Genomic DNA, 21285 nt, shown 5'->3' on the forward strand with positions numbered 1-21285 from the left:
ACCTGCCTGCCTGCTGTGCTGCCTGCGACCGTCTATAGGATTCCTCCGCGTAGGCGTCCTGGGCCTCCCGCCCGATACCGCATGTCTCGGCGCAAAGCTCGGCCGCCGACCCCATGTGGTAGTCGTTATATACATCCCACAATCCATCCTTCACCAAACCGTCTATCACTTGGCCATGCCCCAGCCGGTAGCCGGTACGAGCCTTATCAAGATAATAGGGCACATTGCTCATACTTTCCATACCACCGGCCACAACCATATCTTTTGCACCCAAGGCAATGCTCTGGGCCGCCAACATAATGGCCTTTGCCCCGGAAGCGCACACTTTGTTGACCGTGGTGGCGGGAATATCAGGAAGTCCCGCGAATTTGGCAGCCTGCGTGGCAGGTGCCTGACCCAGGTTGGCCGACAATACATTGCCGAAAAACACTTCCTCCACACCATCAGGTGCAACATTGGCCCGATTCACTGCTGCCCTGATCGCGATACCACCCAGTTGCGTCGCCGACAAGCTGGATAGGCTACCTCCGAAACTACCGATGGGGGTACGTACGGCCGAAACGATATAAACTTCTTGCATAACTCGTAATTGATTATCAAACGAAGGTACGAAATCTGCGGAAAAATTAAGGAGATGGCTGATTCAATCAAATAGTTTAAAATAACTTACAAAAAATGTTAGATTAATCTAAATTTTATATTTTTGTATGGGATATGGGAAAGGTTTACAGCTTTTGGTTCACGGTTTTCGGACTCACCTGTTTCGTTTCGTGCCAACACACGGGAGGTGAACGCACCAAGCCGGCGAAGCCGTATATTCTCGCCACGACCGGCATGGTGGCCGATATGGTGCAACACATCGCCGGCGACTCGGCCATCGTGGAGGCATTGATGCGGCCTGGCGTGGACCCCCATCTTTACAAGGCCAGCCAAGGTGACCTCAAGAAAATCCTCGATGCGGACTATTTGTTTTACAACGGCCTGCACCTAGAAGGGAAGCTGGCTTCCATCTTGGAGAAGCAGGCACGAGTGAAGCCGGTCGTCGCGGTAGGCGATGGTCTTGACGGACTGATCAAAATAAATGAAACAATATACGACCCGCATATTTGGTTTGATGTTTCCCTTTGGAGGGCAGCCGCCGCCCACGCGGTGCAGCAGTTGGCCGCTTTAGACAGTGCCAACGCAGTTTACTACGAAGCGAATGGGCGCCGTTACATGGCGGCACTCGATTCATTAGACGCATGGGTGCAAGCCCGCATAAACACCATCCCCGCCAACAAACGGGTGTTGATTACCGCCCACGATGCCTTTAGCTATTTTGGACGGGCCTATGGGATGGAAGTGCGTGGGTTGCAGGGCATCTCTACCGTATCTGAATTTGGACTACGCGATGTATCCCGATTGGTCGATTACATCATTACGAAAGAAATACCCGCCGTGTTTGTGGAAAGCTCCGTATCCGACCGGTCGCTAAAGGCGGTATTGACCGGCGTGCGCCAACGTGGCGGCTCTGTGCACATCGGTGGCGATTTGTTTTCGGATGCCATGGGAGCCGAAGGTACGGTAGAGGGGACATATATTGGCATGGTGAAACACAATGTAAACACCATAGTGGATGCGCTAACGGATAAACAGAACACAGATAATTCGGATTAAACGGATTTTCGCATGATCATACACGCACAAGAACCGATATTGGAGGTGCACGACCTCACCGTAACCTATGGACGCAAGCCCGTGCTTTGGGGCGTCGATTTCACGCTGCCCGCCGGATGCATTGCCGGTATTGTCGGGCCGAACGGGGCGGGTAAATCCACGCTCCTGAAAACCATTATGGGATTAATCGCACCATCTAGCGGCTATGTAAAGCTATTTGATCTGCCGTTGGCCGATGTGCGGTCGCGTATCAGTTACGTACCGCAACGCGAGTCGGTCGACTGGGACTTTCCGGTTTCCGTTCTGGATGTGGTATTGATGGGGCGCTACGGCAAGGTAGGGCTATTGCGCAATACCGGTGCCCGCGACCGCGCCGTAGCCATCGAATGCCTGGATAAAGTGGGCATGTCTGCGTATGGCAGGAGGCAAATTTCACAGCTATCGGGCGGCCAGCAGCAACGCGTGTTCCTTGCGCGGGCGTTGGCGCAGGAAGCGGATGTCTACTTCATGGACGAGCCTTTTGCTGGGGTAGATGCCGCAACCGAGCAAGCCATTATCGAACTGCTCCGGGAAATGGCATCGAAAGGCAAAACCATCGTTGTGGTACACCACGACCTGCAGTCGGCCCGTAGCTATTTCGATTGGATTGTGCTGCTAAACATGCACCTCATCGCCGCCGGGCCAACTGACAAGGCGTTTACGGACGAGACCATTCAACAAGCCTATGGCGGGCGGCTCAACCTATTGTCCCAGGTAGGCGATGTAATGGAGAAACGCGCATTCCCGAGCCGGGAACGCTAAGCACACATGACCATGGAAAGTTTTTTCGACTTTTTCACCTTTTCAGATCCCAATGTCCGCTACGTGGTGCTTGGCAACATACTGTTGGCCTCCAGTGCCGCCATGGTGGGAGCCTTTATCTTACTGCAAAAAAAAGCGCTTATCGGCGACGCCGTGTCGCACGCCGTACTGCCGGGCATCTGTGCGGCCTTCCTATTCGCTGGCAGCAAGCACATCGGCTTCATGCTGGCCGGCGCCTTCATTACGGGTTGGCTTGCACTGATCACCATCGATTATATCGTTGCCAAATCCAAAATTAAGAAAGATGCGGCCATTGGTTTAGTGCTATCGGTGTTTTTCGGTACGGGCATGGTGATGATGACCTACATCCAGCAATCGGGCAATGCCGCCCAAAGTGGCCTCGATCATTTCCTATTCGGCAAGGCCGCAACCCTTATCGGCTCCGATCTTTTGATTTTCAGCATCCTTGCCCTCATACTCCTCATTGCCGTAGGGCTCTTTTTCAAGGCATTCGCACTGGTCGCTTTTGACCGACCCTACGCCGAGGCACTGGGCTATCCCGTACGAAAGCTTGATCTGTTACTTACCAGCCTAACCGTGTTGGCCGTAGTAACGGGCATTACCGCGGTAGGGGTCGTGTTGATGGCAGCCATGCTGATTACGCCCGCCGCTGCGGCACGGTACTGGACAAACAACATCCGGCGGATGGTGTGGATAGCCGTTGCTTTCGGTGCGTTTGCCGGACTGGCCGGTGCCTACATTTCTTACACGGCACCCGCCATGCCTACCGGACCGTGGATGGTGGTGGTTTCCTCAGCCATCGCCTTCCTTTCGTTCTTCTTTGCGCCCACCAAGGGCATCGTGCCGAAACTATACAAACAATACAAGAACCAGCGGACCATCGCCGAGGAGAATGCATTGAAACGGTTCTATCATCTGGGCGAGCGGGACGGCCATTTTCCAGTACCACGCGCGATGGATGAATTGATTGACGCAGGCGACGTGAATGCACCGGCAGTTAAAGCGGCATTACAGCGGCTTACAGCCAAGGAATTCGTTGTCGCCGAAGGCCATCAATGGAGGCTTACGGAGGAGGGGCAGCTGCGGGCAGCACGTGTGGTACGCCTGCACCGGCTGTGGGAATTATATTTAACGAGGTATATGCATATCGCGGCGGACCATGTGCATGACGATGCGGAAACCATCGAACATATTATTACGCCGGAACTGGAGCGCGAACTGGAATACCAGCTGGGGTACCCCGAGCGCGACCCGCACAATGCGGAAATACCGAAAAGTTGATGATGTGATGATTTGTTGATGTTTGTCTAATGTCTGTTGTCTAATGTCTGTTGTCTAATGTCTAATGTCTGTTGTCTAATGTCTAACGTTTAGTTAATGATCGCATTTTGGATTATCCTTACCGGAGCATTGGTAGCCATCACCTGCGGGTTGTTGGGCTGCTTCTTAGTACTCCGTAAAATGAGCATGGTAGGTGACGCGATCAGCCACGCGGTACTGCCGGGCATTGTGATTGCTTTTTTACTCAGCGGGAGCCGCGAAACATTACCGATGCTATTGGGGGCAGGTGCTACCGGATTGTTCGCTACCTTTTTAATCGAGTATTTCCACCGGCGGGCGGGTCTGCAAACCGACGCCGCCATCGGCGTCGTCTTTACCTTTCTTTTTGCGGTGGGCATCATCCTCATCAGTGCCTTTGCAGGCCAGGTGGATGTCGATCAGGACTGCGTACTGTATGGTGAAATCGCCTATGTGCCCATCGATCTGTGGGTGACGGCCGGCGGCACGATCATGGGGCCGCGCCCCGTCTATATCCTCTCGGGTGTATTGTTGTTGGTGGTCACATTTATCCGGCTGGGTTATAAAGAACTTAAGCTGACATCATTCGACCCGGCCTTTGCTTCGGCCCTGGGCATTTCCACCGCGTTGTGGCATTATTTACTGATGGCAGCGGTGTCCATCACCACGGTCAGCTCTTTTGAGTCGGTGGGTGCCATATTGGTCATCGCATTCCTGATCGGCCCGCCCGCCACGGCTTATCTCCTTACGCACGACTTGAAACGCATGCTGGCAATTACCGTCGCATTGGGTGTGTTTATCGCATTCACCGGTTATTGGATGGCCTATTGGCTCAATGCATCCATAGCCGGATGCATGGCGGTCATCACCGGTTTGTGTTTCGCGGCCGTATTTTCCATCCAACAACTCGCCAAGTCAAAAAATCGCCCAGTTATCGCCGACAACGCGATGCATTAGGGCGTACCAGCGACATCGCACCGTAGATTGTCGGTTTTTTACAATCATGTCCGATAAATCATATCGATTTTTGTCGCTGCCCGTGCAATGGGTGCGCGAGCAGCGTATAAATCGAATCTTAACAAAAAAACAGGACAGTTATGAAAAATCGTTATTTGATCTACCTGATTTCCCTTAGCTTTTGTACCGCGAGCCTATACGGCTGCAAAGAAGGTGATATCGGTCCGCAGGGACCACAAGGTTCACAAGGGGAACAGGGTATCCAAGGGGAAAAAGGCGACAAAGGGGACACCGGCAATACCGGTCCGCAAGGTGAACAAGGTCCACAAGGTGAGCAAGGGGTTCAAGGGGAGAAGGGCGATACCGGTACTGCCAATGTAATTTATTCGGATTGGGTATCGGTTACCTTTACCAACAGTGGAGGGGTTTACTCCGGAACCATAGATGCGCCAAAACTGACGGCAGACGTATTGAACAAAGGAGATATTGCCGTTTACGAAAAGTTTTCCATCATCTTCCCTACGGCGTCAACAACTTATAATAAGCTGCCCTACACGCAGGGTACCAACTGGGTGAAAGTAGAAATGAGTGTAGGCAAAATCACATTGAGATCCAATACAAACCACAGTTTCTCCACATTTCGCTATGTCCTTATCCCCGGAGGCATACAAGCCGCTGCAGCCAGCCACCTGGATTTGGCGGACTATCGTGCGGTACACAATTTCTATGGCCTACCTGGGCAAGATTGATCGAGCAACGACCCTAACCCAACGACTTGAAGCATTGGGTCAGGGTCAACGATCTATTTGGTGTTGATGGGGAAATTGATCATCCAACGCACACCGAACTTGTCTTCGAACGAACCGAAATAATCTCCCCAGAACTGTTCGGCCATGGGCATTTCCACCTTTCCTCCGGCCGATAGGCCATTAAACAGCCGATCGGCCTCTTCGCGGCTATCGGGCGTAATGGAAATGTAATTGTTGTTGCCTACATTCAGCACATGTCCTGCGGAGTCCAAGCAATCGGAGGCCATCAGGTACTGCCCATCCCCTACCGGGATGGATACATGCATCGCGTAGTCACGTTCGTTCTCGGGCAAGTTTTCCGACCCCGGCGTGTCGCTCATCCGTTGGATGAATAACTCACCACCGAAAACCGTTTGGTAAAAGCGGAACGCCTCTTCCGCATTACCTGCAAAATTTAAATAAGGATTGAATACCATTGTATGTAATTATTAAGTGTGAAGAATGAAATCGCTTTTCGCATCACCGTCTTTTTATGTGTGGGCATCCCCCACAAAACAAAGGTACGGCGCTTCACCCCACCCCAAGAGGGTAGATGCGCCAATATACAGGGGTTATTGTGACAAGTTGAAGGGATGCCCCAACTGACGACGGTATTTTCGAAAAACATTTTGTGGAATACGGATTAATAAATACATTTGCATCCCCGAATAGGGAATAGTACATTAACATAAGCCCAGGTGGCGGAATTGGTAGACGCGCTGGTCTCAAACACCAGTGGGGCGACCCATGCCGGTTCGATCCCGGCCCTGGGTACTAAAAAGACCTGTTAATCATTGATTTTCAGGTCTTTTTTATTTTTCAGCGTGTTTGTTTAAAAACTTTTCAATCATCGGCACAACAAATTCACTTTCTTTTGTGTCGGGTTTTATTGTCGTGATTTCGCCAATATATTCTCCGTGTCCGCCCGGAATGATTGCTAATTCGGCGTTGGCAATTTGTCGGTGCAATTCAATGGCATGTTCTGGTGTAATAACATCTTTGTCGGCAATGATGATTAAGGTCGGTGCATTAATGGATTTAATTTGTTCGTCTGGAATATCTTTGAAGTTTACCATTCGTTTTGCATCTCTGTCGTGCATGACTTGTAAACCGCTTGTATCGGGTGCAACTTGGTTGTATGCAGTTTTCAATTGTTCGGGCATATTTTCCAATTTCGCTTGTTTCATAAAGTCCCAAAACCAATCAGGAACTCCATTGCGTTTGGCAAGTGCAGAACCTAAAATTATGTTGTCCACGATTTCGGGGTGACGAATGGCAATTTGTAAAGTCGTTGTGCCACCATTACTGAAACCGAAAAAGTCAGCTTTGTCAATGTTCAGATTTTTGAGAAGCGTTGCGATGTCGTCTGCATCTTGTTCAAATGATAAGTCGGCGTTTCTGTCGCTTGTTCGCCCGTGTGCTTGTAATTCAACTGCAATCACCTTTCTGTTTTTTGCAAACAGCGGAATAACTTTACCAAAGTTGGACTGAATGGTTGAACCCCCACCGTGAATGAGAACAAGCGGTTTACCTTGTCCGTAGATTTCGTAATACATTTTCAGTCCGTTCACGTTGGAATAACCGCTGTCAAAAGTCAGTTTGTCTGCTACTGTTGTCATTGTTTTAGTTTCTGTCTTGTTTTCGTTGCACGCTGTCAAAGTAAAAAGTGTCAAGCCGAAAACTGCAATTGCTTTTTTCATTTTCTCGGCTCGTAATAAAGTAAAATTGCTCCGTTAATAAAGGTTTTAGTCTTTTTGAGCTTGAAAATTGTCCGATCGTTAATATCCTCAAATAACGACAACCCCTTTCCCGCAATAACCGGCTGAATACAAAGTTGTAATTCGTCAATTAAATTCAAGTTCATTAACTGTATAATTAAACTGCGACTTCCAACAAAAATGTCTTTTCCCGATTGCTGTTTGAGTTCCAAAACTTCTTCTTCAAGGCTTCGGTTTGCTGGTTTAGCACTTTTCCAATCTATATTTTTAAGCGTATGAGAAAAAACAATTTTTTGGATTTTGTTAATAGCTATAGCGAAGTCATTCATTGATTTTTCTTCCGAAGGCTTTTCCAAAATCGTTCGCCAAAATTCCATAAGTTGATATGTTATTCGCCCATAAAGGATAACACCTGCATTGTTCAAAAGGTTAGTGTAGTGTTGATGTATTTCTTCGTCCGCTATTCCTGCGGTGTGGTCGCAGTTTCCGTCAATCGTCGTATTGAATGCCGCGATTATTTTTCTCACATTTTCTTTTTGCCAGTCATTAGGTTTTCTGGTGAGGTAGCGCACTCAATTATTCGGCAAATTGTCAAGTGCCGTTATACTGTCGCTATGTAACAAACACCGAACGTCATCATCAAAGATTACCTTTTCAACCTCTTTTATCTCATGCGGTGTACGTCGGTGGCCCGTTCGGCTTCCTGAAACCATGACTTTAACGAAGTTAGGAATAAGTTCCCAAATCGGAAAATCATCCAAAGGGAACGGACTGTATATAGGGGATATAAATGGCGATGGTCTGTTGGAATCGTCATCGGTAATGAGGTTAGGGCTTTGCACTATTGCCATCTACTTTTACACTATTTCAATTCCCATTTGCACATGTGCCATGGTCTTTTAAACAAGTGCTGTTTGCTTTCGCATGTTTGTCATTCCGGTTAACACGTGTGCAATTCGCTTTCGTAAGTGTGCAGATCATATTTGCCGTATTGAAATTTGCTTTAACACGTGTGTCATTCCGGTTAACACGTATGTTATTCACTTTCGTAAGTGTGTAGATCATATTTGCCGTATTGAAATTTGCTTTAACACGTGTGTCATTCCGGTTAACACGTGTGCAATTTACTTTCGTAAGCGCGCAGATCATATTTGCCGTATTGAAATTTGCTTTAACACGTGTATAATTCCGGTTAACACGTGTGTTATTCACTTTTGTAAACGCACAGATCATTTTTACACGATTGCAAGTTGGTTTTGCACGGATGAAATTTCGATTAGCACGCGTGCAAATTGCCTTTTCACTATTGCAATTTGCTTTTACACGCGTGTTGATATTTGCGAAAAATGCAAAAATCAGCCTTTTTGATACAATGAAGCTACATTCACAAAAAAAAGTGAGCCAAAAAGATTTTCGACCCACCCCGAAATATGGCACACTTTTTCTTGTTTTTCTAATTTTTTTTACCAATCACGCCGTTTTCATTAATTAGGCAAATTACCCAACAACGATTGGTATAAATTTTGAATAGGTTAATGGTGTTTAGTTAAGGTTTATTTTTTTGCGCATCCTAAAAGGCAGTCACTATTTAACGCCCCTGTTGTTTAAAACGATGATGTTTCGTGGAATCTACCCCCTACTTGTAGTACTCCTTATCTCACTTTTTGGTGCATGCGAAAAGGGAAAAACCAGTGTCGACTCGCCAGCCGGCACGGATACGGATTCGGTTCCACCCCCAACAACGGCACCCCCAACTGGAAAAAGATCATTCCTCTATGGTTCCAATATGGGATCGTACGCGGGCTGGTCGGATGGACAATTGGCTGAAATCTTAATCGGCAATCCGGCCAAAGGTATCGCCGGCGCGGGAGTAAATAGCCTTCGGCCGGCGATGTATGACCATTTTGTGCAGCAATGGGGATATGACATCCGATTAAACGCGTTTACGTTTTACGAGCAACTGGGTGGAAAAGACCACACCATTTTCCTCAATGGACCTTCCGAAGCGCATCGGGACCAGACCAAGTACTGCAACGATGCCCAATCGCACACCTTTGCCAATCTCTATGAACCTATATGGTTATCGCCGGATAAGGTGAACCCGGATAACTACTACGCCAACTACGTTTACCATGTGGTGAAAACCTACGGTCCCTACGTAAAATACTGGGAGGTGTGGAACGAGCCGGATTATACCAGCAACTGGCCGGCCACCCAAACCTGGGGCCAGTCGGACCCCAACCCCTGCGAACTGACCAACTTCGCTGCGCCCATTCAATCATACGTGCGTATGCTTCGGATTACGCATGAAATCGTGACACTTTTGGATGACGATGGCTTGGTCTGCGTGGGTGGATTGGGCTACCCCAACTTCCTGGATGCGATATTACGCAATACGGATAATCCGAATGACGGCGTTATCAGTGCCGACTATCCAAAAAAAGGGGGCGAATGGTTCGATTGCCTAAGCTACCACGTCTATCCGATGTATGATTTGGGCAGTAATCGAAACTCAGATGCAGCAGCTGCAGCCGTGGCGGATCATAAACATGCGTTTCAGGCCGTGCTGGACAAGTATGCATACGATGGAACCACCCATCCCGAAAAAGCATTCCTTGTAACGGAAAGCAACATCCCCCGTAAGGCGGTGGCAGACTACGTGGGTGGTGATGAAGTGCAGCGGAACTTTTTAATCAAAGCTGCGGTCGTTGCACAAAAAGCAGGCATCAGCGGACTCTACATTTACGGGCCGGCTGAAAGTCTGCCCTTAGCCCAGGTCACCGAACCGTATCAGGCGATGGGCTTCTATCAAAACATGACCTTGAATCCGTACGATGCCACCATTACACCCGGGGGTATCGCCTGGCGTACCGTGAGTAGCTTACTTGGCATGCGGCAATATGATCCGGCAGCAACGGCCGCATTGCAGCTGCCCCCTACCGTTGATGGCGGCGCATTCTACCATGCGGGCGACAAAGATTATATCTACGTGCTGTGGGCAAAAACCAGCGGCGCTTCGGAAACCGCAACCGCCCAATACAGTTTCCCCACGTCGTTGGCCATCAAAACGGCCACGCAGTTCACCTGGGACAACAAGCGCACCACCATAAACGGTACCCTGTCGTTGACCGGCTCGCCGGTATTTATTAAACCATAGGGCAATTGCGGCACCCTTCCTTTTTTTCCCCTATCTTTGATGCCAACTCGCGCACGCATGTTAAAGCAGATACTCCATAATTTAAAAATAGACGCACTCAACGAAATGCAGCAGGCCGCGCTCGATGCGGCAGAAAAACAGGACCTTATCCTGCTCTCTCCCACGGGCTCGGGAAAAACATTGGGTTTCCTATTACCATTGATGCGTTCACTCCGAACGGACATCGCTAGCGTGCAGGCCATGGTTATCGTGCCTTCGCGGGAGCTTGCCCTCCAAATCGAACAGGTCTTCAGGGCAATGGGTAGCGGATTTAAGGTCAACTGCTGCTATGGCGGCCACTCCGTCCGGATCGAAACCAACAACTTATCGCAGCCCCCTGCCGTGTTGATCGGCACTCCTGGCCGACTGGCCCACCACTTGCGCCGCAAAACATTCGATACCCGTACGGTACGTACGCTGGTGCTTGACGAGTTTGACAAAGCGCTCGAGTTCGGCTTCCAGGATGATATGGCCTACATCATCAACCAATTGCCTTTTCTTGAAAAACGCGTACTGACGTCGGCAACACCCATGGAGGAAATCCCTGCTTTCACCGGTATCGACAAACCGGCAACGCTCGACTACCTGACGCATCAACCCTCGGCACCCAACCTGAAGCAAAAGGTGGTCATCACACGGGCTGCCGACAAGCTGGATACACTGTTGGCGTTGATCGGCAAAATTGGTAATACCCCTACATTGGTTTTCTGTAATCATCGCGAAGCGGTGGAGCGCATCAGCGACCTACTGTGGGACAGGGAGCTGACCCATGGCGTCTTCCATGGGGGCATGGAGCAGGATGATCGAGAGCGCGCCCTACTCAAATTCCGCAATGGCAGCCACTGCCTGTTGGTTACGACCGATCTGGCATCGCGCGGATTGGATATACCTGAAATCGAACATATCATCCACTACCAGCTTCCGCATACCGAAGAGGCTTTCCTGCACCGCAACGGGCGGACGGCACGGATGCACGCCAGTGGCACTTCCTACCTGCTGCTGGCCCCCGAGGAAAAGCCGGCTTATTTAACGGAATTGCCGGAAGAGGAAGCAATACCGGAAAATCCAGCTTTAATGCCCCCTACCCCATGGGCAACGCTTTACATCGCCGCGGGGAAAAAAGAGAAAATAAACAAGGTGGACATCGTAGGGTTACTGCTTAAAAAAGGGGGATTGGACAAAGATGACCTCGGACGCATCGAGGTGTTGGACCATTCGGCGTATGCGGCCGTAAAACGTGACCGGATCGAACACGTTGTCCGGCAGGTCCGCAACGAAAAGATAAAAGGCAAAAAAGTCAACATAAAAATTTCCAGGTAAACGTATTCATGCCATGAGCAACAATGACATCATGAAAAAGCTCCGGGTAGCTTTAAAATTCACCGACGACGATATCATCGAAGTGTTGGCACTCGCCGATTTCAGGGTAACGAAAACAGAGCTGGGGGCGATCTTCCGCAAGGAAGATCACCCGAATTTCAAACCGTGCGGCGACCAGTTGCTCCGCAATTTCCTGAACGGACTGATTATTTACAAGCGCGGCCCCCGGCCCCGCAAGTAAGCGCCAATCGGTTAGTTATCCGCACGCGTGGCCTTAAACGTACCATTGGGCTGGATAGCATACATGGTCGACGCCTGCGTTGCGCCCTCGTCCATTTCAAAACGGATGGAAAAACCATTCAGGGCTTTGAGCTTAAAGTTATGGTTGCCCTGCGCAACGGTTTCGTAATTGGTCTGGCCGGGCACATCCATGAATAACACACCGTCTTTTACCGTGATCGAGATCGTCATCCCGCTAACGATATACTTCCCCACATAGGCTTGCAACTGGGCCGGAGTTATCTCTACAGCGATAAGTTTCCGCTTAAACTCGACCGGATTGCCCGATGGGTCATCCATCGTCATGGATGCGCTCAGCACCTGGCCGTCCAACCCCGTGCGGAAATTGATCTTCATCCCCCCTGCCGTGGTATCTGCCCGGCCGTCTTCACCGATCTCCCGCATCTCGAACACATCGTAATGATAATGGCTTAGCCACGCACGTTCTTTACCCAGTGCCGTTTGGAGGGTGTCGTTGGCTACACGGACCACAAATGTACCGTAAGCCGGGTTTGTGTAGGTGCCCGCATAGTCCGAAAGCCCGTGCGCGGGCCTTGTCCCTTTGATCTGTGCCAGATCGACCTGCTCCGTGGTATCCACAGCCGTGGTATCTTTCTCGACGCCGCGTTCATTCCAATCGATAAACGGAAGCCCAAACCAACGGTCGGCGATTAAGTTGCGTGCAATTGCGGGAACCGCTGAATGGTTTTGGTTGGATAGTACCACAATGCCCAATCCATCCACGGGGAAAAAACACGTACTCGCCGTAAACCCATCGATATTGCCACCATGTTCCACGCGGTAGTGGCCGCGGTATGAGCTAATCATCCAGCCCAGGCCATAATTGGCCAGATGGACATCCTTATGTTTCGTAGGCAATCCACCAGCCATCACCATCTGCGAACTGGCCGCTTCGCCGACAAAATCACGGGGAATCAGCCGCTTACCCCCATACGCGCCCCCGTCTATCCAAAGCTGGAGCCAATTGGCCATCTCCAGCACGCTGCTGTTGATGCTGCCGGCCGGGCCCATTCCACGGATTTCGAAATACGGCATCTTTTCGATGGCATCTGCTTCCGTCACGGTGTAACCCGCTGCTGCATCGGCATCGGCCGCCATCTCGTTTACATCGAAGTTGGACCGGCTCATGCCCAGCGGGGTAAAGAACCGATTTTTGATATTTTCTTCCCACGTTTTTCCGGTCATGCGCTCGGCAATCATGCCCTGTGCGAGGTACATGAAATTGTTGTATTGCCATTTCTCCCGCAACGCCGCATTGGGTTCCATATAGGCCACGCGGCGCAACAGGCTATCGCGTGCATCCGAGTTGAATACGTACCATGAGAAATCGTACCGCGATAATCCCGTGCGGTGGGTCATCAGGTCGCGCACCGTCACATCAGCCTCGCGCCCATCCTTGAAATGGAGTGCCGGCAAATGTTCGGTCACCTTATCATCCAATGAAAGGCTGTCGCCGAAGAGCTTCCCCAGCAAGGCGGCGGTGAAGGCTTTAGTGGATGAGCCGATTGCATATAGCGTATTGGGTGTAGCGGGCAGCTGCTTTTCGTAATCGCGGTAACCGAATCCTTTGGCGTAAACCACACGATCTTTATGCACCACTGCCACAGAAAAACCAGCTACGTGGTAGTCGTCGAGCAATTTCGCCAGCAACGAATCCATGTCGCTAAGGCGCGGGTCCGTCGGGGTCGGTTGCGCATAAACGAGTGAAGTACCTACCACAGTTAGGGCGAGCAGAAGTAAACATCTATACATGGTTAACGATTAAGGTGTTGCATAAAAGTCAGTGATAAGACATCTCTATTAAAAAAATGTTACAACGAAGGGCGTACTTTATTTTTTGAATAGTTTACTCAGCCAATTTTCCTTTATGCCGATAAACCACTCGCCTTTCCGCTCTTCAAGCGGATAGACGGTAATATAATCCCCCTGTCCCGGGTCGCCCCTGCCGGTCTCCAGGCTAAAGGCGTGCCGATGATACGGGCAGATCAGGCGCTGTTTTTCACACCATCCGCCCGACAAGTCGGCACCGGCATGCGGGCAACGTGCGGAGGTGGCGTGCAATTCGCCACCATCACGTATGAAGCAAACGCGCTTACCGGCTATTTTTACTTTGCGAATACCGTCGGTTTCCGGAATGGCCTCTTCGGTTACTTTGATCCACTTCATGCTTCTTCAAAGATAATACTTAATTGTTATCTTTGCCCCGTTTTCAAAAAACTCGACATTCATGGCATTACAATGCGGCATCGTTGGCCTACCAAATGTGGGCAAATCTACTTTATTCAACTGCCTTTCCAATGCAAAGGCACAGGCAGCCAATTTCCCTTTTTGCACCATCGAACCCAACGTGGGTGTGATTACTGTACCGGATGAGCGCCTGAATAAACTGGCGGAGCTGGTGAAGCCCCAACGCGTGTTGCCCAATACCATCGAGATCGTGGATATTGCCGGTTTGGTGAAGGGTGCCAGCAAGGGCGAGGGATTGGGCAACCAGTTTCTGGGCAATATCCGCAATACCGACGCCATCATCCACGTACTGCGCTGTTTCGACGACGGCAACGTGGTGCATGTGGACGGCTCTGTAGATCCCGTGCGCGATAAGGAGATCATCGATACGGAATTGCAGCTAAAGGACTTGGATACCGTGACGAAGCGTATCCAAAAGGTAGAAAAGCAAGCAAAAACTGGAAATGACAAGGAAGCGAAGCGAAGCTTTGAAATCCTATCGGTGATAAAAAGCCATCTCGAATCCGGCAAGTCGGCGCGTACCGCATCGATTAGCCAAGAAGATTTCGAATTTATCAGCGACCTGTCGCTGCTTACCGTGAAGCCGATCCTCTATGTCTGCAATGTGGATGAAGCCTCGGTAACCGCTGGCAATGTCTATGTAGACCGGGTGCGGGAAGCCATTAAGGAAGAAGATGCAGAATTACTGATCATCTCTGCCCAGATCGAATCGGAGATTACCCAACTGGACAGCTACGAAGAACGCCAACTGTTCCTCGAAGACCTCGGACTGGACGAATCGGGTGTAAACAAACTCATCCGTGCGGCTTATAAACTCCTGAATTTAGCCACTTACTTTACCGCGGGCGTGCAGGAAGTGCGCGCTTGGACCATCGAGAACGGGTTTACCGCACCACAGGCCGCCGGCGTCATCCATACTGATTTCGAAAAAGGCTTCATCCGCGCGGAGGTGATCAAATACGACGATTTCATCCGGTATGGCTCGGAAGCTGTCGTGAAAGAAGCCGGTAAATTGGCTGTAGAAGGTAAAACTTACCTCGTGCAGGACGGCGACATCATGCATTTCCGCTTCAATGTGTAAGGCGAAATAAGCAATTCTTGTTTTTCTTGATTGGCGAAGAACAAATAATTAATATCTTTGCACTCCTGTTCCCGTAGTTCAATGGATAGAATTTCAGATTCCGGTTCTGAAGATAGGGGTTCGAATCCCTTCGGGAACACTAAAAAGGCCTTAATTGGCCTTTTTTCGTTATATCGTTGTCGGTTTAACGTGACAAGGTTTCTTTTTTCCACTGGTTGGACCTAAAACTACACTTCTATCGAAATCTTAACCTTACCGCCAAACCCCTTTTCCACGATGTCGTACAAGGTCTTCAATGTAAGGTTACTCCCGTTGTTTTCTATTCTCGAGATGTATTCCCGCTTCCGATTCACGAGTTCAGCCAGTTCCGCCTGAGTAAGCTGCTTATCCTCCCTCGCTTTCCTAAGTAGCAAGCCGACCTTGAACCCTTCGAAGTCCCGTTCTAACGCGTCCGTCCTTTCGGTACCCTTGGCACCGTAAACCCCATCCTTGATGTCTTTCCAACTTTTTGTTTCCATCATTTACTCCTTTTCTGTTCGTAATATTCGGCCATCAGCCTCAATGCCCTGGCAATTTCCTTCTTCGGCGTCTTTTGCGTTTTCTTCTGGAAACCGTTCAGCAGTATCACCAACCGGTCACCATCAAAGAAACAGAATACACGCCAGCTGTTTGATCCCAACTGCATCCGTGCCTCGTACAGGCCATTTGTCCCTACCATGGCCTTCAAGTAATTCGACCGCACACGCTCTAACGTCTCAATGGCCTCGATGACCTTGAAAATCTTGTCCTGAACCTTTTGGGACTGGCCCGTGAGGAAATCCTCAAAGTGGTTCCTGAATGCAATGACTTCTCTGATTTTCCCGACACAAAGGAAACTTATAAGTTACTGCTATGCAAATGTGATTTGTGGTAGGTCTAAGGTTTATCCGTGCGGTATTTTGAAAAATCCAAGGGCCTCAACCCTTTTCGCCAGGTTGAATCTATGATGCAAAATTTATTGCTGATAGAACGTCGCCGAAAGACGGCAGGAACCCAATCTTCTAAACGCATTATACAATAAGATAAGGAAAGCTGTAAAGAAGATACTTCCTCCTATTCGCCTATGCCAACGCAAGAGATAAGTGATATAACTTGAGGCGCTTTTCTTGTGTTCAGCCCCTTTTCAATACGGCGAGGGGCTCACCGTCGTCCAGCCACCATCAACAACCACGGTTTGCCCCGTGATGTGCCGTGCTGTATCGCTGACCAGAAAGAGTGCCGCTGCCGCGATATCCTGCGGTGTGGCTGCCCTTCCCATCGGCGTAATCGAAGACCACGTAGCGGCGTATTCCGTATCTTCCGCCGTCCGTTCCGTAAGGGTGGCGCCCGGAGCAACTGCATTCACATTGATACCATACGGCGAAAGTTCGAGTACCAAGTGCTTGGCAAGCATCTCCAGTGCCGCCTTCGACATTCCGTAAGCAGCCAGGTTCTTATGGGCCTGGTGCCCGGTTACCGACGAGGTAAACAGCATGGAGCCACCGCGCCCCTGCCGGATCAATTCCTTCGCGGCCGCTTGGGCCAAAAAAAATGTACCCGCGAGATTCACGGTCATCACTTTATGGAATGCTTCCGGCGTGTATTGCAGAAAATCACCAAACAGCGTAATCCCTGCGTTGGCGATGACGATGTCCAATGTGCCTGTCTCGGCTATCGCGCGTTTCACCATTCCATCGATGAAAGGGAGATCACCCGAATCTCCGGGGCATGCGCGGCAATCCCCCTCTTTGCCGATCTGGGCCGCTGCGGCTTCCGCCAGTGCTTCGTCGATGTCGTTCAACAGCACATAAGCCCCTTCCGATGCGAGTTGGCGGGCTATTTCAAATCCGATACCCTGTCCTGCACCCGTGATGATCGCCGTTTTTCCGGCAAACCTATCTATCGTCGTTTTGTCCATGTAATATCACTTTATCAATGCGAATCGCGCGACACCTCACTCCCCGAGCCGCCCTTCAGGAAATCGAAGTCGGCCCCGAGGTGAGCCTGCTCCACGTGGTCAACATACAGTTTGGCATAGCCCCGCGGAAATGGGTTGGTATCCGGTTGCATCTGCTCCCGCCTACGGGCTAGCTCGGCCTCATCCACCAGCAGCTCCAGCCGCCTATCCGCCACGTCCAGTCGGATCAGGTCGCCATCCACCACCAGCGCCAGTGCCCCTCCGGCCGCGGCCTCCGGCGAAACGTGCAGTACCACCGTTCCGAAACCGGTGCCGCTCATCCGCCCGTCGGAGATGCGCACCATGTCCGTAACGCCCTTGGCCAAAAGCTTCATAGGGATGCCCATGTTACCCACCTCGGGCATCCCGGGGTATCCCTTCGGCCCGACATTTTTCAACACCAGCACCGATGTCTCATCCACATCCAGTTTCGGATCGTCTATCTTGCGCTTATAATCCTCAATATCCTCAAATACCACGGCCCTCCCGGTATGTTGCATCAGTTCCGGTGAGGCCGCCGATGGCTTTAGTACGGCCCCGTCTTCGCATAAGTTGCCCCGCAGCACGACCATGCCCGATATCGGGTTGATAGGCTCCTCAATCGTGGCGATTACCGTCGTGTCCAAGCTTTCGCAGCCCACGATATTCTCGCCCATCGTTTTGCCGTTCACCGTCAGTGCATCGGTGTGGAGGTACCGTTCGATAGCGTGCATTACGGCCGGTAATCCACCGGCATAGTACAGGTCTTCCATGAAATATTGTCCCGAAGGTTGCAGGTTGGCCACCAACGGCACGCCGCGCGAGAACCGATCGAAATCTTCCAGCTCCAGTTCCACGCCGATCCGGCCCGCGATGGCCATCAGGTGGATCGCGAAGTTCGTCGACCCACCGATAGCGGCGTTCGTCCGGATGGCATTTTCAAATGCCGGGCGGGTAAGTATGTCAGACAGCTTCATCCCCTCCCAAACCATTTCCACGATACGACGGCCCGAGAGGTGCGCCAGCACTTTACGGTTCGCATCCGCAGCAGGTATCGCCGCATTGCCGGGCAGGGTGATACCCAGTGCTTCCACCATGCTCGCCATGGAAGAAGCCGTGCCCATCACCGCGCAGTGACCGCGGCTACGGCACATGCCCCCTTCGGCCAGGTTCAGCTCTTCTTCACTCATCACGCCCTTGCGGGCATCCTCCGAAAAACGCCACACATCGCTTGTGCCGATGCTCTTTCCGCGGTACTTCCCCGTCAGCATTGGCCCGCCCGACACCACGATGGTGGGGAGGTCAACACTGCACGCACCCATCACCAACGAAGGCGTGGTCTTATCACAGCCACATAGTAGGATCACGCCATCCACCGGGTTAGCCCGGATGGATTCCTCAACGTCCATGCTGGCCAGGTTCCGAAAAAGCATGGCCGTAGGTTTCATCAGCGTTTCGCCGAGCGACATCACGGGGAACTCCACCGGCAGGCCACCGGCTTCCAGCACCCCCCGCTTCACCGACTCGGCCAACTCGCGGAAATGGGCATTGCAAGGTGTAAGCTCCGACCATGTGTTACAGATGCCGATTACTGGCTTGCCGCGGAACATGTCGGCCGGGATGCCTTGGTTCTTCATCCACGCCCGGTAAATGAACCCGTCTTTGCCGACACGGCCGAACCAATCCGAGCTCCTTAACTTTTTTCCTGTTGTATTTGCTTGTTTATTCATAAAATGGGCAGTTGGCTATGGTTAAATACATTTGCCTTGAAAGCAAAGGTAACATTTCCTGCATATGATTCAAGCGCGATTATCGGTTTTGCATCAGTACCCTTCGGGCGCTTATTGGTCAGGCCCGTCCGCTTTTCACCAATCGGTCCACCCGATACATAAAAAACAAGCCGAGCACGGAAAAAGCCACCACCACATAACCCACGGTATCGTAATGTTCAAGGGGGCTAAAATTGGTCTGCTGCACCACGATCTTTCCGGCTAGGGCTGCTGCGATACCGCCAGCCAGCTGCTGTAAGGAAGCATTGATACTCATGAACGCGCCACGGTCTTTCAGTTCAGGTACTGCACTTGTCAACGCCGAAGAAGGGATCATCCGGCTAGTCACGCCGGCCATCAGCAATACATTCAGGGCGATAGCTATCCACAGCGGAACAACCGACAGGTTGGTGTACCAGATGCACATGGCCATCAGCCACAACGACGCGATCACAAACAACTTATATTTATCCACCCGGTCGCTCAGGCGACCGATGAATGGCATGATAACCAAGGTGCTTAAGCCTGCGACCATGAACAACAAGGGGAGCTGGTGTTCCGTAACATGGAGGTTGTTGATGGCGAAGGCGCTGCCGAAAGGCATCATCATGAAGCCGCCCACGGAAAGGAGCGCCGTGGCTGCGAATCCTATCCGGTAGTCGCGGCGCGCCAGCGTGTGCCAAAGGTGTGTAAAGGCAGATTTCTCGCTTTTGACATACAGGTGCTCGTTGATGGGCCTGAGATAGAAACCGATGACGCCAACCATCACCACCCCCAGTGCAGCTACCATGAGGAAAGGCATTTCCCAGCCCCAATTGGTGGCGATATACAGACCGATGGGAATACCAAGCACCTGGCTGGCGCCAAATGCCATCTGCACAAACCCCAGCACACGGCCGCGCTGTTGCAGTGCAAACAAGTCGGCAACGATGGCCATGGAAATGGAGCCAATAACCCCGCCGAATAGCCCCGTGATGACCCGGGCCGCCACCAGGAACCAATAAGTGTGTGCAATGCCGCACAACACGGTGCCGAAGACGAAACCGACGTAAAAGAAAAGCAATAGCTTCTTACGGTCGAACTTATCGGAAAAGCCCGCAGTAAGGAATCCCGAAAAGCCTGCACTAAAAGCGTAGGCAGATACGGCTAACCCGAATTCCGATGGGATGAGGTGCATCGACTTCATCAAGATATCGCCCAAGGGCGACATGATCATGAAATCGAGGACAACGGTAAACTGGGTAACTGCTAAGATAACAACGACCAGGATCTGGTAACGGGTAAGCGACGGTGCGTTCGCGGACGTTTGGTTCATTCTATCAAGACGTCCGAATACGCCGATTGTTACTTGGCCGACCGATTATTTTTTCAGACGCGGCTATTTTCCCTTCCCCTGAATCATCACTTTGACCGTTTGCATGATAATTGACAGATCGGTTTTGAGGCTCATGCTCGAAAGGTAATTGAGGTCGTAATCTACCCGTTCGCACATCTGTTGTACATTTTCGGCATAACCGTAATAGACCTGCCCGATGGAAGTGATGCCCGGCTTGAGCCGGAAGAGCCGCATGTATTCGAGTTTGTGGGCCTTAATCTCCTCTATAAAATGCCGACGTTCGGGACGCGGGCCTACAATGGCCATATCGCCCTTGAGCACATTCCAGAACTGTGGCAGTTCGTCGAGGTGCGTCTTCCGCATGAATTTACCCCACTTCGTAATACGGGGGTCATCGTCCGAAGCCAGCTGCGGCCCCGCCTTTTCGGCGTCCACCTGCATACTCCTGAACTTGTAGATAAAAAAGGGCCGTTCCCCCTTGCCGATCCGCTCCTGTTTGAAAAACACGGGACCCCGCGACGTGAGCTTAGTGATCAACGCCAATAACAGATACACAGGCCATCCGAACGCTAACACCAATGACGAAAACACGATATCGACCATCCGTTTGATAACGATGGTCTCTTGGTAGACCAAGAGTTTCCTTTTTACCGCATTAAGGTCGATACGGAATACGGGGGGATAGCTGATTAGCTCGTATATCGGATTATCCACGTTATAGGTCAATTGCTGTATTTGATTTTCTCTACCCATAAATCTGCTTCACTTATATAACACACAACCAAATACCAATTAAGTGCCACATACTAAAAACCTACGATAACGCCCCATAGAGGCAAACT

Annotated in this window: 21 protein-coding genes and 2 tRNA genes; 11 read left to right on the plus strand and 12 right to left on the minus strand. The window is 50.9% G+C overall.

The genetic code is table 11. From position 1 onward, the window contains the following. Positions 1-580: thiolase family protein (locus ACO1NT_RS02245; RefSeq protein WP_449046771.1), on the minus strand; the 580-nt coding region annotated here is incomplete at its 3' end. Between the two features lie 134 nt (positions 581-714). Here ACO1NT_RS02245 and ACO1NT_RS02250 point away from each other — a divergent pair. From ACO1NT_RS02250 to ACO1NT_RS02270, 5 genes are all read left to right on the plus strand, one after another. Continuing rightward, on the plus strand, positions 715-1656 hold the full coding sequence (locus ACO1NT_RS02250) for a metal ABC transporter solute-binding protein, Zn/Mn family (protein ID WP_449046772.1): 942 nt from the start codon (positions 715-717) through the stop codon (positions 1654-1656). Positions 1657-1668: 12 nt separating this feature from the next. Beyond that, positions 1669-2457: a metal ABC transporter ATP-binding protein gene (locus tag ACO1NT_RS02255; RefSeq protein WP_449046773.1), complete on the plus strand. Its 789-nt coding sequence runs from the start codon at positions 1669-1671 to the stop codon at positions 2455-2457. A gap of 12 nt (positions 2458-2469) precedes the next feature. After that, positions 2470-3759, plus strand: coding sequence for a metal ABC transporter permease (locus ACO1NT_RS02260; RefSeq protein WP_449046774.1), 1290 nt, complete (start codon positions 2470-2472; stop codon positions 3757-3759). 96 nt (positions 3760-3855) lie between these two features. After that, a complete protein-coding gene (locus ACO1NT_RS02265) occupies positions 3856-4734 on the plus strand; it encodes a metal ABC transporter permease (RefSeq protein ID WP_449046775.1) in 879 nt (292 codons plus the stop codon). A gap of 140 nt (positions 4735-4874) precedes the next feature. Further along, complete coding sequence (locus ACO1NT_RS02270; protein WP_449046776.1) at positions 4875-5483, plus strand: hypothetical protein; 609 nt, start codon at positions 4875-4877, stop codon at positions 5481-5483. 53 nt (positions 5484-5536) lie between these two features. Here ACO1NT_RS02270 and ACO1NT_RS02275 read toward each other — a convergent pair whose 3' ends face one another. After that, complete coding sequence (locus ACO1NT_RS02275; protein WP_449046777.1) at positions 5537-5959, minus strand: VOC family protein; 423 nt, start codon at positions 5957-5959, stop codon at positions 5537-5539. A gap of 255 nt (positions 5960-6214) precedes the next feature. On the opposite strand from ACO1NT_RS02275, the gene ACO1NT_RS02280 reads away from it, so the two are divergent. Beyond that, a tRNA-Leu gene (locus ACO1NT_RS02280) sits at positions 6215-6296 on the plus strand. A gap of 38 nt (positions 6297-6334) precedes the next feature. On the opposite strand, the gene ACO1NT_RS02285 is transcribed toward ACO1NT_RS02280, so the two are convergent. Together ACO1NT_RS02285 and ACO1NT_RS02290 are read right to left on the minus strand one after the other, a co-directional pair. Continuing rightward, positions 6335-7222, minus strand: coding sequence for an alpha/beta fold hydrolase (locus ACO1NT_RS02285; protein ID WP_449046778.1), 888 nt, complete (start codon positions 7220-7222; stop codon positions 6335-6337). Then, on the minus strand, positions 7219-7812 hold the full coding sequence (locus tag ACO1NT_RS02290) for a dihydrofolate reductase family protein (protein ID WP_449046779.1): 594 nt from the start codon (positions 7810-7812) through the stop codon (positions 7219-7221). The genes ACO1NT_RS02285 and ACO1NT_RS02290 overlap by 4 nt, the downstream gene beginning before the upstream one ends. A gap of 1040 nt (positions 7813-8852) precedes the next feature. Here ACO1NT_RS02290 and ACO1NT_RS02295 point away from each other — a divergent pair. The 3 genes from ACO1NT_RS02295 to ACO1NT_RS02305 are packed head-to-tail and all read left to right on the plus strand — an operon-like array spanning position 8853 to position 11997. Beyond that, the gene (locus tag ACO1NT_RS02295) at positions 8853-10397 is read left to right on the plus strand and encodes a hypothetical protein (RefSeq protein WP_449046780.1); all 1545 of its coding nucleotides are present in this window, start codon (positions 8853-8855) and stop codon (positions 10395-10397) included. 57 nt (positions 10398-10454) lie between these two features. Next, entirely contained in the window at positions 10455-11756 is a 1302-nt protein-coding gene (locus ACO1NT_RS02300) for a DEAD/DEAH box helicase (protein ID WP_449046781.1), read from the plus strand. A 13-nt stretch (positions 11757-11769) separates the two neighbouring features. Then, on the plus strand, positions 11770-11997 hold the full coding sequence (locus ACO1NT_RS02305; protein ID WP_325641356.1) for a DUF1456 family protein: 228 nt from the start codon (positions 11770-11772) through the stop codon (positions 11995-11997). A gap of 11 nt (positions 11998-12008) precedes the next feature. On the opposite strand, the gene ACO1NT_RS02310 is transcribed toward ACO1NT_RS02305, so the two are convergent. After that, positions 12009-13808: a serine hydrolase gene (locus ACO1NT_RS02310; protein WP_449046782.1), complete on the minus strand. Its 1800-nt coding sequence runs from the start codon at positions 13806-13808 to the stop codon at positions 12009-12011. Positions 13809-13886: 78 nt separating this feature from the next. After that, positions 13887-14222, minus strand: a complete 336-nt coding sequence (locus ACO1NT_RS02315; RefSeq protein WP_449046783.1) for a Rieske (2Fe-2S) protein — start codon at positions 14220-14222, stop codon at positions 13887-13889. A gap of 61 nt (positions 14223-14283) precedes the next feature. Here ACO1NT_RS02315 and ychF point away from each other — a divergent pair, with 61 nt between their 5' ends. Continuing rightward, on the plus strand, positions 14284-15384 hold the full coding sequence (gene ychF, locus ACO1NT_RS02320; protein ID WP_449046784.1) for a redox-regulated ATPase YchF: 1101 nt from the start codon (positions 14284-14286) through the stop codon (positions 15382-15384). Between the two features lie 67 nt (positions 15385-15451). Further along, positions 15452-15523: transfer RNA gene (locus tag ACO1NT_RS02325), tRNA-Arg, on the plus strand. An 88-nt stretch (positions 15524-15611) separates the two neighbouring features. Here the strand turns inward: ACO1NT_RS02325 and ACO1NT_RS02330 are convergent. The 6 genes from ACO1NT_RS02330 to ACO1NT_RS02355 all read right to left on the minus strand — a co-directional run bounded on the left by ACO1NT_RS02330 (position 15612) and on the right by ACO1NT_RS02355 (position 21196). Beyond that, the gene (locus tag ACO1NT_RS02330; protein WP_449046785.1) at positions 15612-15902 is read right to left on the minus strand and encodes a helix-turn-helix domain-containing protein; all 291 of its coding nucleotides are present in this window, start codon (positions 15900-15902) and stop codon (positions 15612-15614) included. Continuing rightward, positions 15902-16264 carry a type II toxin-antitoxin system RelE/ParE family toxin gene (locus ACO1NT_RS02335; protein ID WP_449046797.1) on the minus strand — a complete coding sequence of 121 codons (363 nt, stop codon included), beginning with the start codon at positions 16262-16264 and terminating at the stop codon, positions 15902-15904. Before ACO1NT_RS02335 ends, ACO1NT_RS02330 begins: the two co-directional genes overlap by 1 nt. Positions 16265-16546: 282 nt before the next feature. After that, positions 16547-17320, minus strand: a complete 774-nt coding sequence (locus tag ACO1NT_RS02340; RefSeq protein ID WP_449046786.1) for an SDR family NAD(P)-dependent oxidoreductase — start codon at positions 17318-17320, stop codon at positions 16547-16549. 14 nt (positions 17321-17334) lie between these two features. Continuing rightward, positions 17335-19068: an IlvD/Edd family dehydratase gene (locus ACO1NT_RS02345; RefSeq protein WP_449046787.1), complete on the minus strand. Its 1734-nt coding sequence runs from the start codon at positions 19066-19068 to the stop codon at positions 17335-17337. Between the two features lie 118 nt (positions 19069-19186). After that, positions 19187-20422 (minus strand): MFS transporter, encoded by a 1236-nt coding sequence (locus ACO1NT_RS02350; protein WP_449046788.1) that lies wholly within the window; start codon positions 20420-20422, stop codon positions 19187-19189. A gap of 63 nt (positions 20423-20485) precedes the next feature. Beyond that, entirely contained in the window at positions 20486-21196 is a 711-nt protein-coding gene (locus ACO1NT_RS02355; protein WP_449046789.1) for a sugar transferase, read from the minus strand. Positions 21197-21285: the final 89 nt, after the last annotated feature.

The organism is Parapedobacter sp. (assembly GCF_053550995.1).

Excerpts from the sequence above, each read along its gene's own strand:
- ACO1NT_RS02255 (WP_449046773.1), top strand. The coding sequence starts at position 1,669 with ATGATCATACACGCACAAGAACCGATATTGGAGGTGCACGACCTCACC.
- ACO1NT_RS02330 (WP_449046785.1), bottom strand. The coding sequence starts at position 15,902 with ATGGAAACAAAAAGTTGGAAAGACATCAAGGATGGGGTTTACGGTGCC.
- ACO1NT_RS02270 (WP_449046776.1), top strand. The coding sequence starts at position 4,875 with ATGAAAAATCGTTATTTGATCTACCTGATTTCCCTTAGCTTTTGTACC.
- ACO1NT_RS02300 (WP_449046781.1), top strand. The coding sequence starts at position 10,455 with ATGTTAAAGCAGATACTCCATAATTTAAAAATAGACGCACTCAACGAA.
- ACO1NT_RS02345 (WP_449046787.1), bottom strand. The coding sequence starts at position 19,068 with ATGAATAAACAAGCAAATACAACAGGAAAAAAGTTAAGGAGCTCGGAT.
- ACO1NT_RS02350 (WP_449046788.1), bottom strand. The coding sequence starts at position 20,422 with ATGAACCAAACGTCCGCGAACGCACCGTCGCTTACCCGTTACCAGATC.
- ACO1NT_RS02265 (WP_449046775.1), top strand. The coding sequence starts at position 3,856 with ATGATCGCATTTTGGATTATCCTTACCGGAGCATTGGTAGCCATCACC.
- ACO1NT_RS02260 (WP_449046774.1), top strand. The coding sequence starts at position 2,470 with ATGGAAAGTTTTTTCGACTTTTTCACCTTTTCAGATCCCAATGTCCGC.
- ACO1NT_RS02310 (WP_449046782.1), bottom strand. The coding sequence starts at position 13,808 with ATGTATAGATGTTTACTTCTGCTCGCCCTAACTGTGGTAGGTACTTCA.
- ACO1NT_RS02340 (WP_449046786.1), bottom strand. The coding sequence starts at position 17,320 with ATGGACAAAACGACGATAGATAGGTTTGCCGGAAAAACGGCGATCATC.
- ACO1NT_RS02305 (WP_325641356.1), top strand. The coding sequence starts at position 11,770 with ATGAGCAACAATGACATCATGAAAAAGCTCCGGGTAGCTTTAAAATTC.
- ACO1NT_RS02355 (WP_449046789.1), bottom strand. The coding sequence starts at position 21,196 with ATGGGTAGAGAAAATCAAATACAGCAATTGACCTATAACGTGGATAAT.
- ACO1NT_RS02275 (WP_449046777.1), bottom strand. The coding sequence starts at position 5,959 with ATGGTATTCAATCCTTATTTAAATTTTGCAGGTAATGCGGAAGAGGCG.
- ychF (WP_449046784.1), top strand. The coding sequence starts at position 14,284 with ATGGCATTACAATGCGGCATCGTTGGCCTACCAAATGTGGGCAAATCT.
- ACO1NT_RS02295 (WP_449046780.1), top strand. The coding sequence starts at position 8,853 with ATGATGTTTCGTGGAATCTACCCCCTACTTGTAGTACTCCTTATCTCA.
- ACO1NT_RS02315 (WP_449046783.1), bottom strand. The coding sequence starts at position 14,222 with ATGAAGTGGATCAAAGTAACCGAAGAGGCCATTCCGGAAACCGACGGT.
- ACO1NT_RS02285 (WP_449046778.1), bottom strand. The coding sequence starts at position 7,222 with ATGAAAAAAGCAATTGCAGTTTTCGGCTTGACACTTTTTACTTTGACA.
- ACO1NT_RS02250 (WP_449046772.1), top strand. The coding sequence starts at position 715 with ATGGGAAAGGTTTACAGCTTTTGGTTCACGGTTTTCGGACTCACCTGT.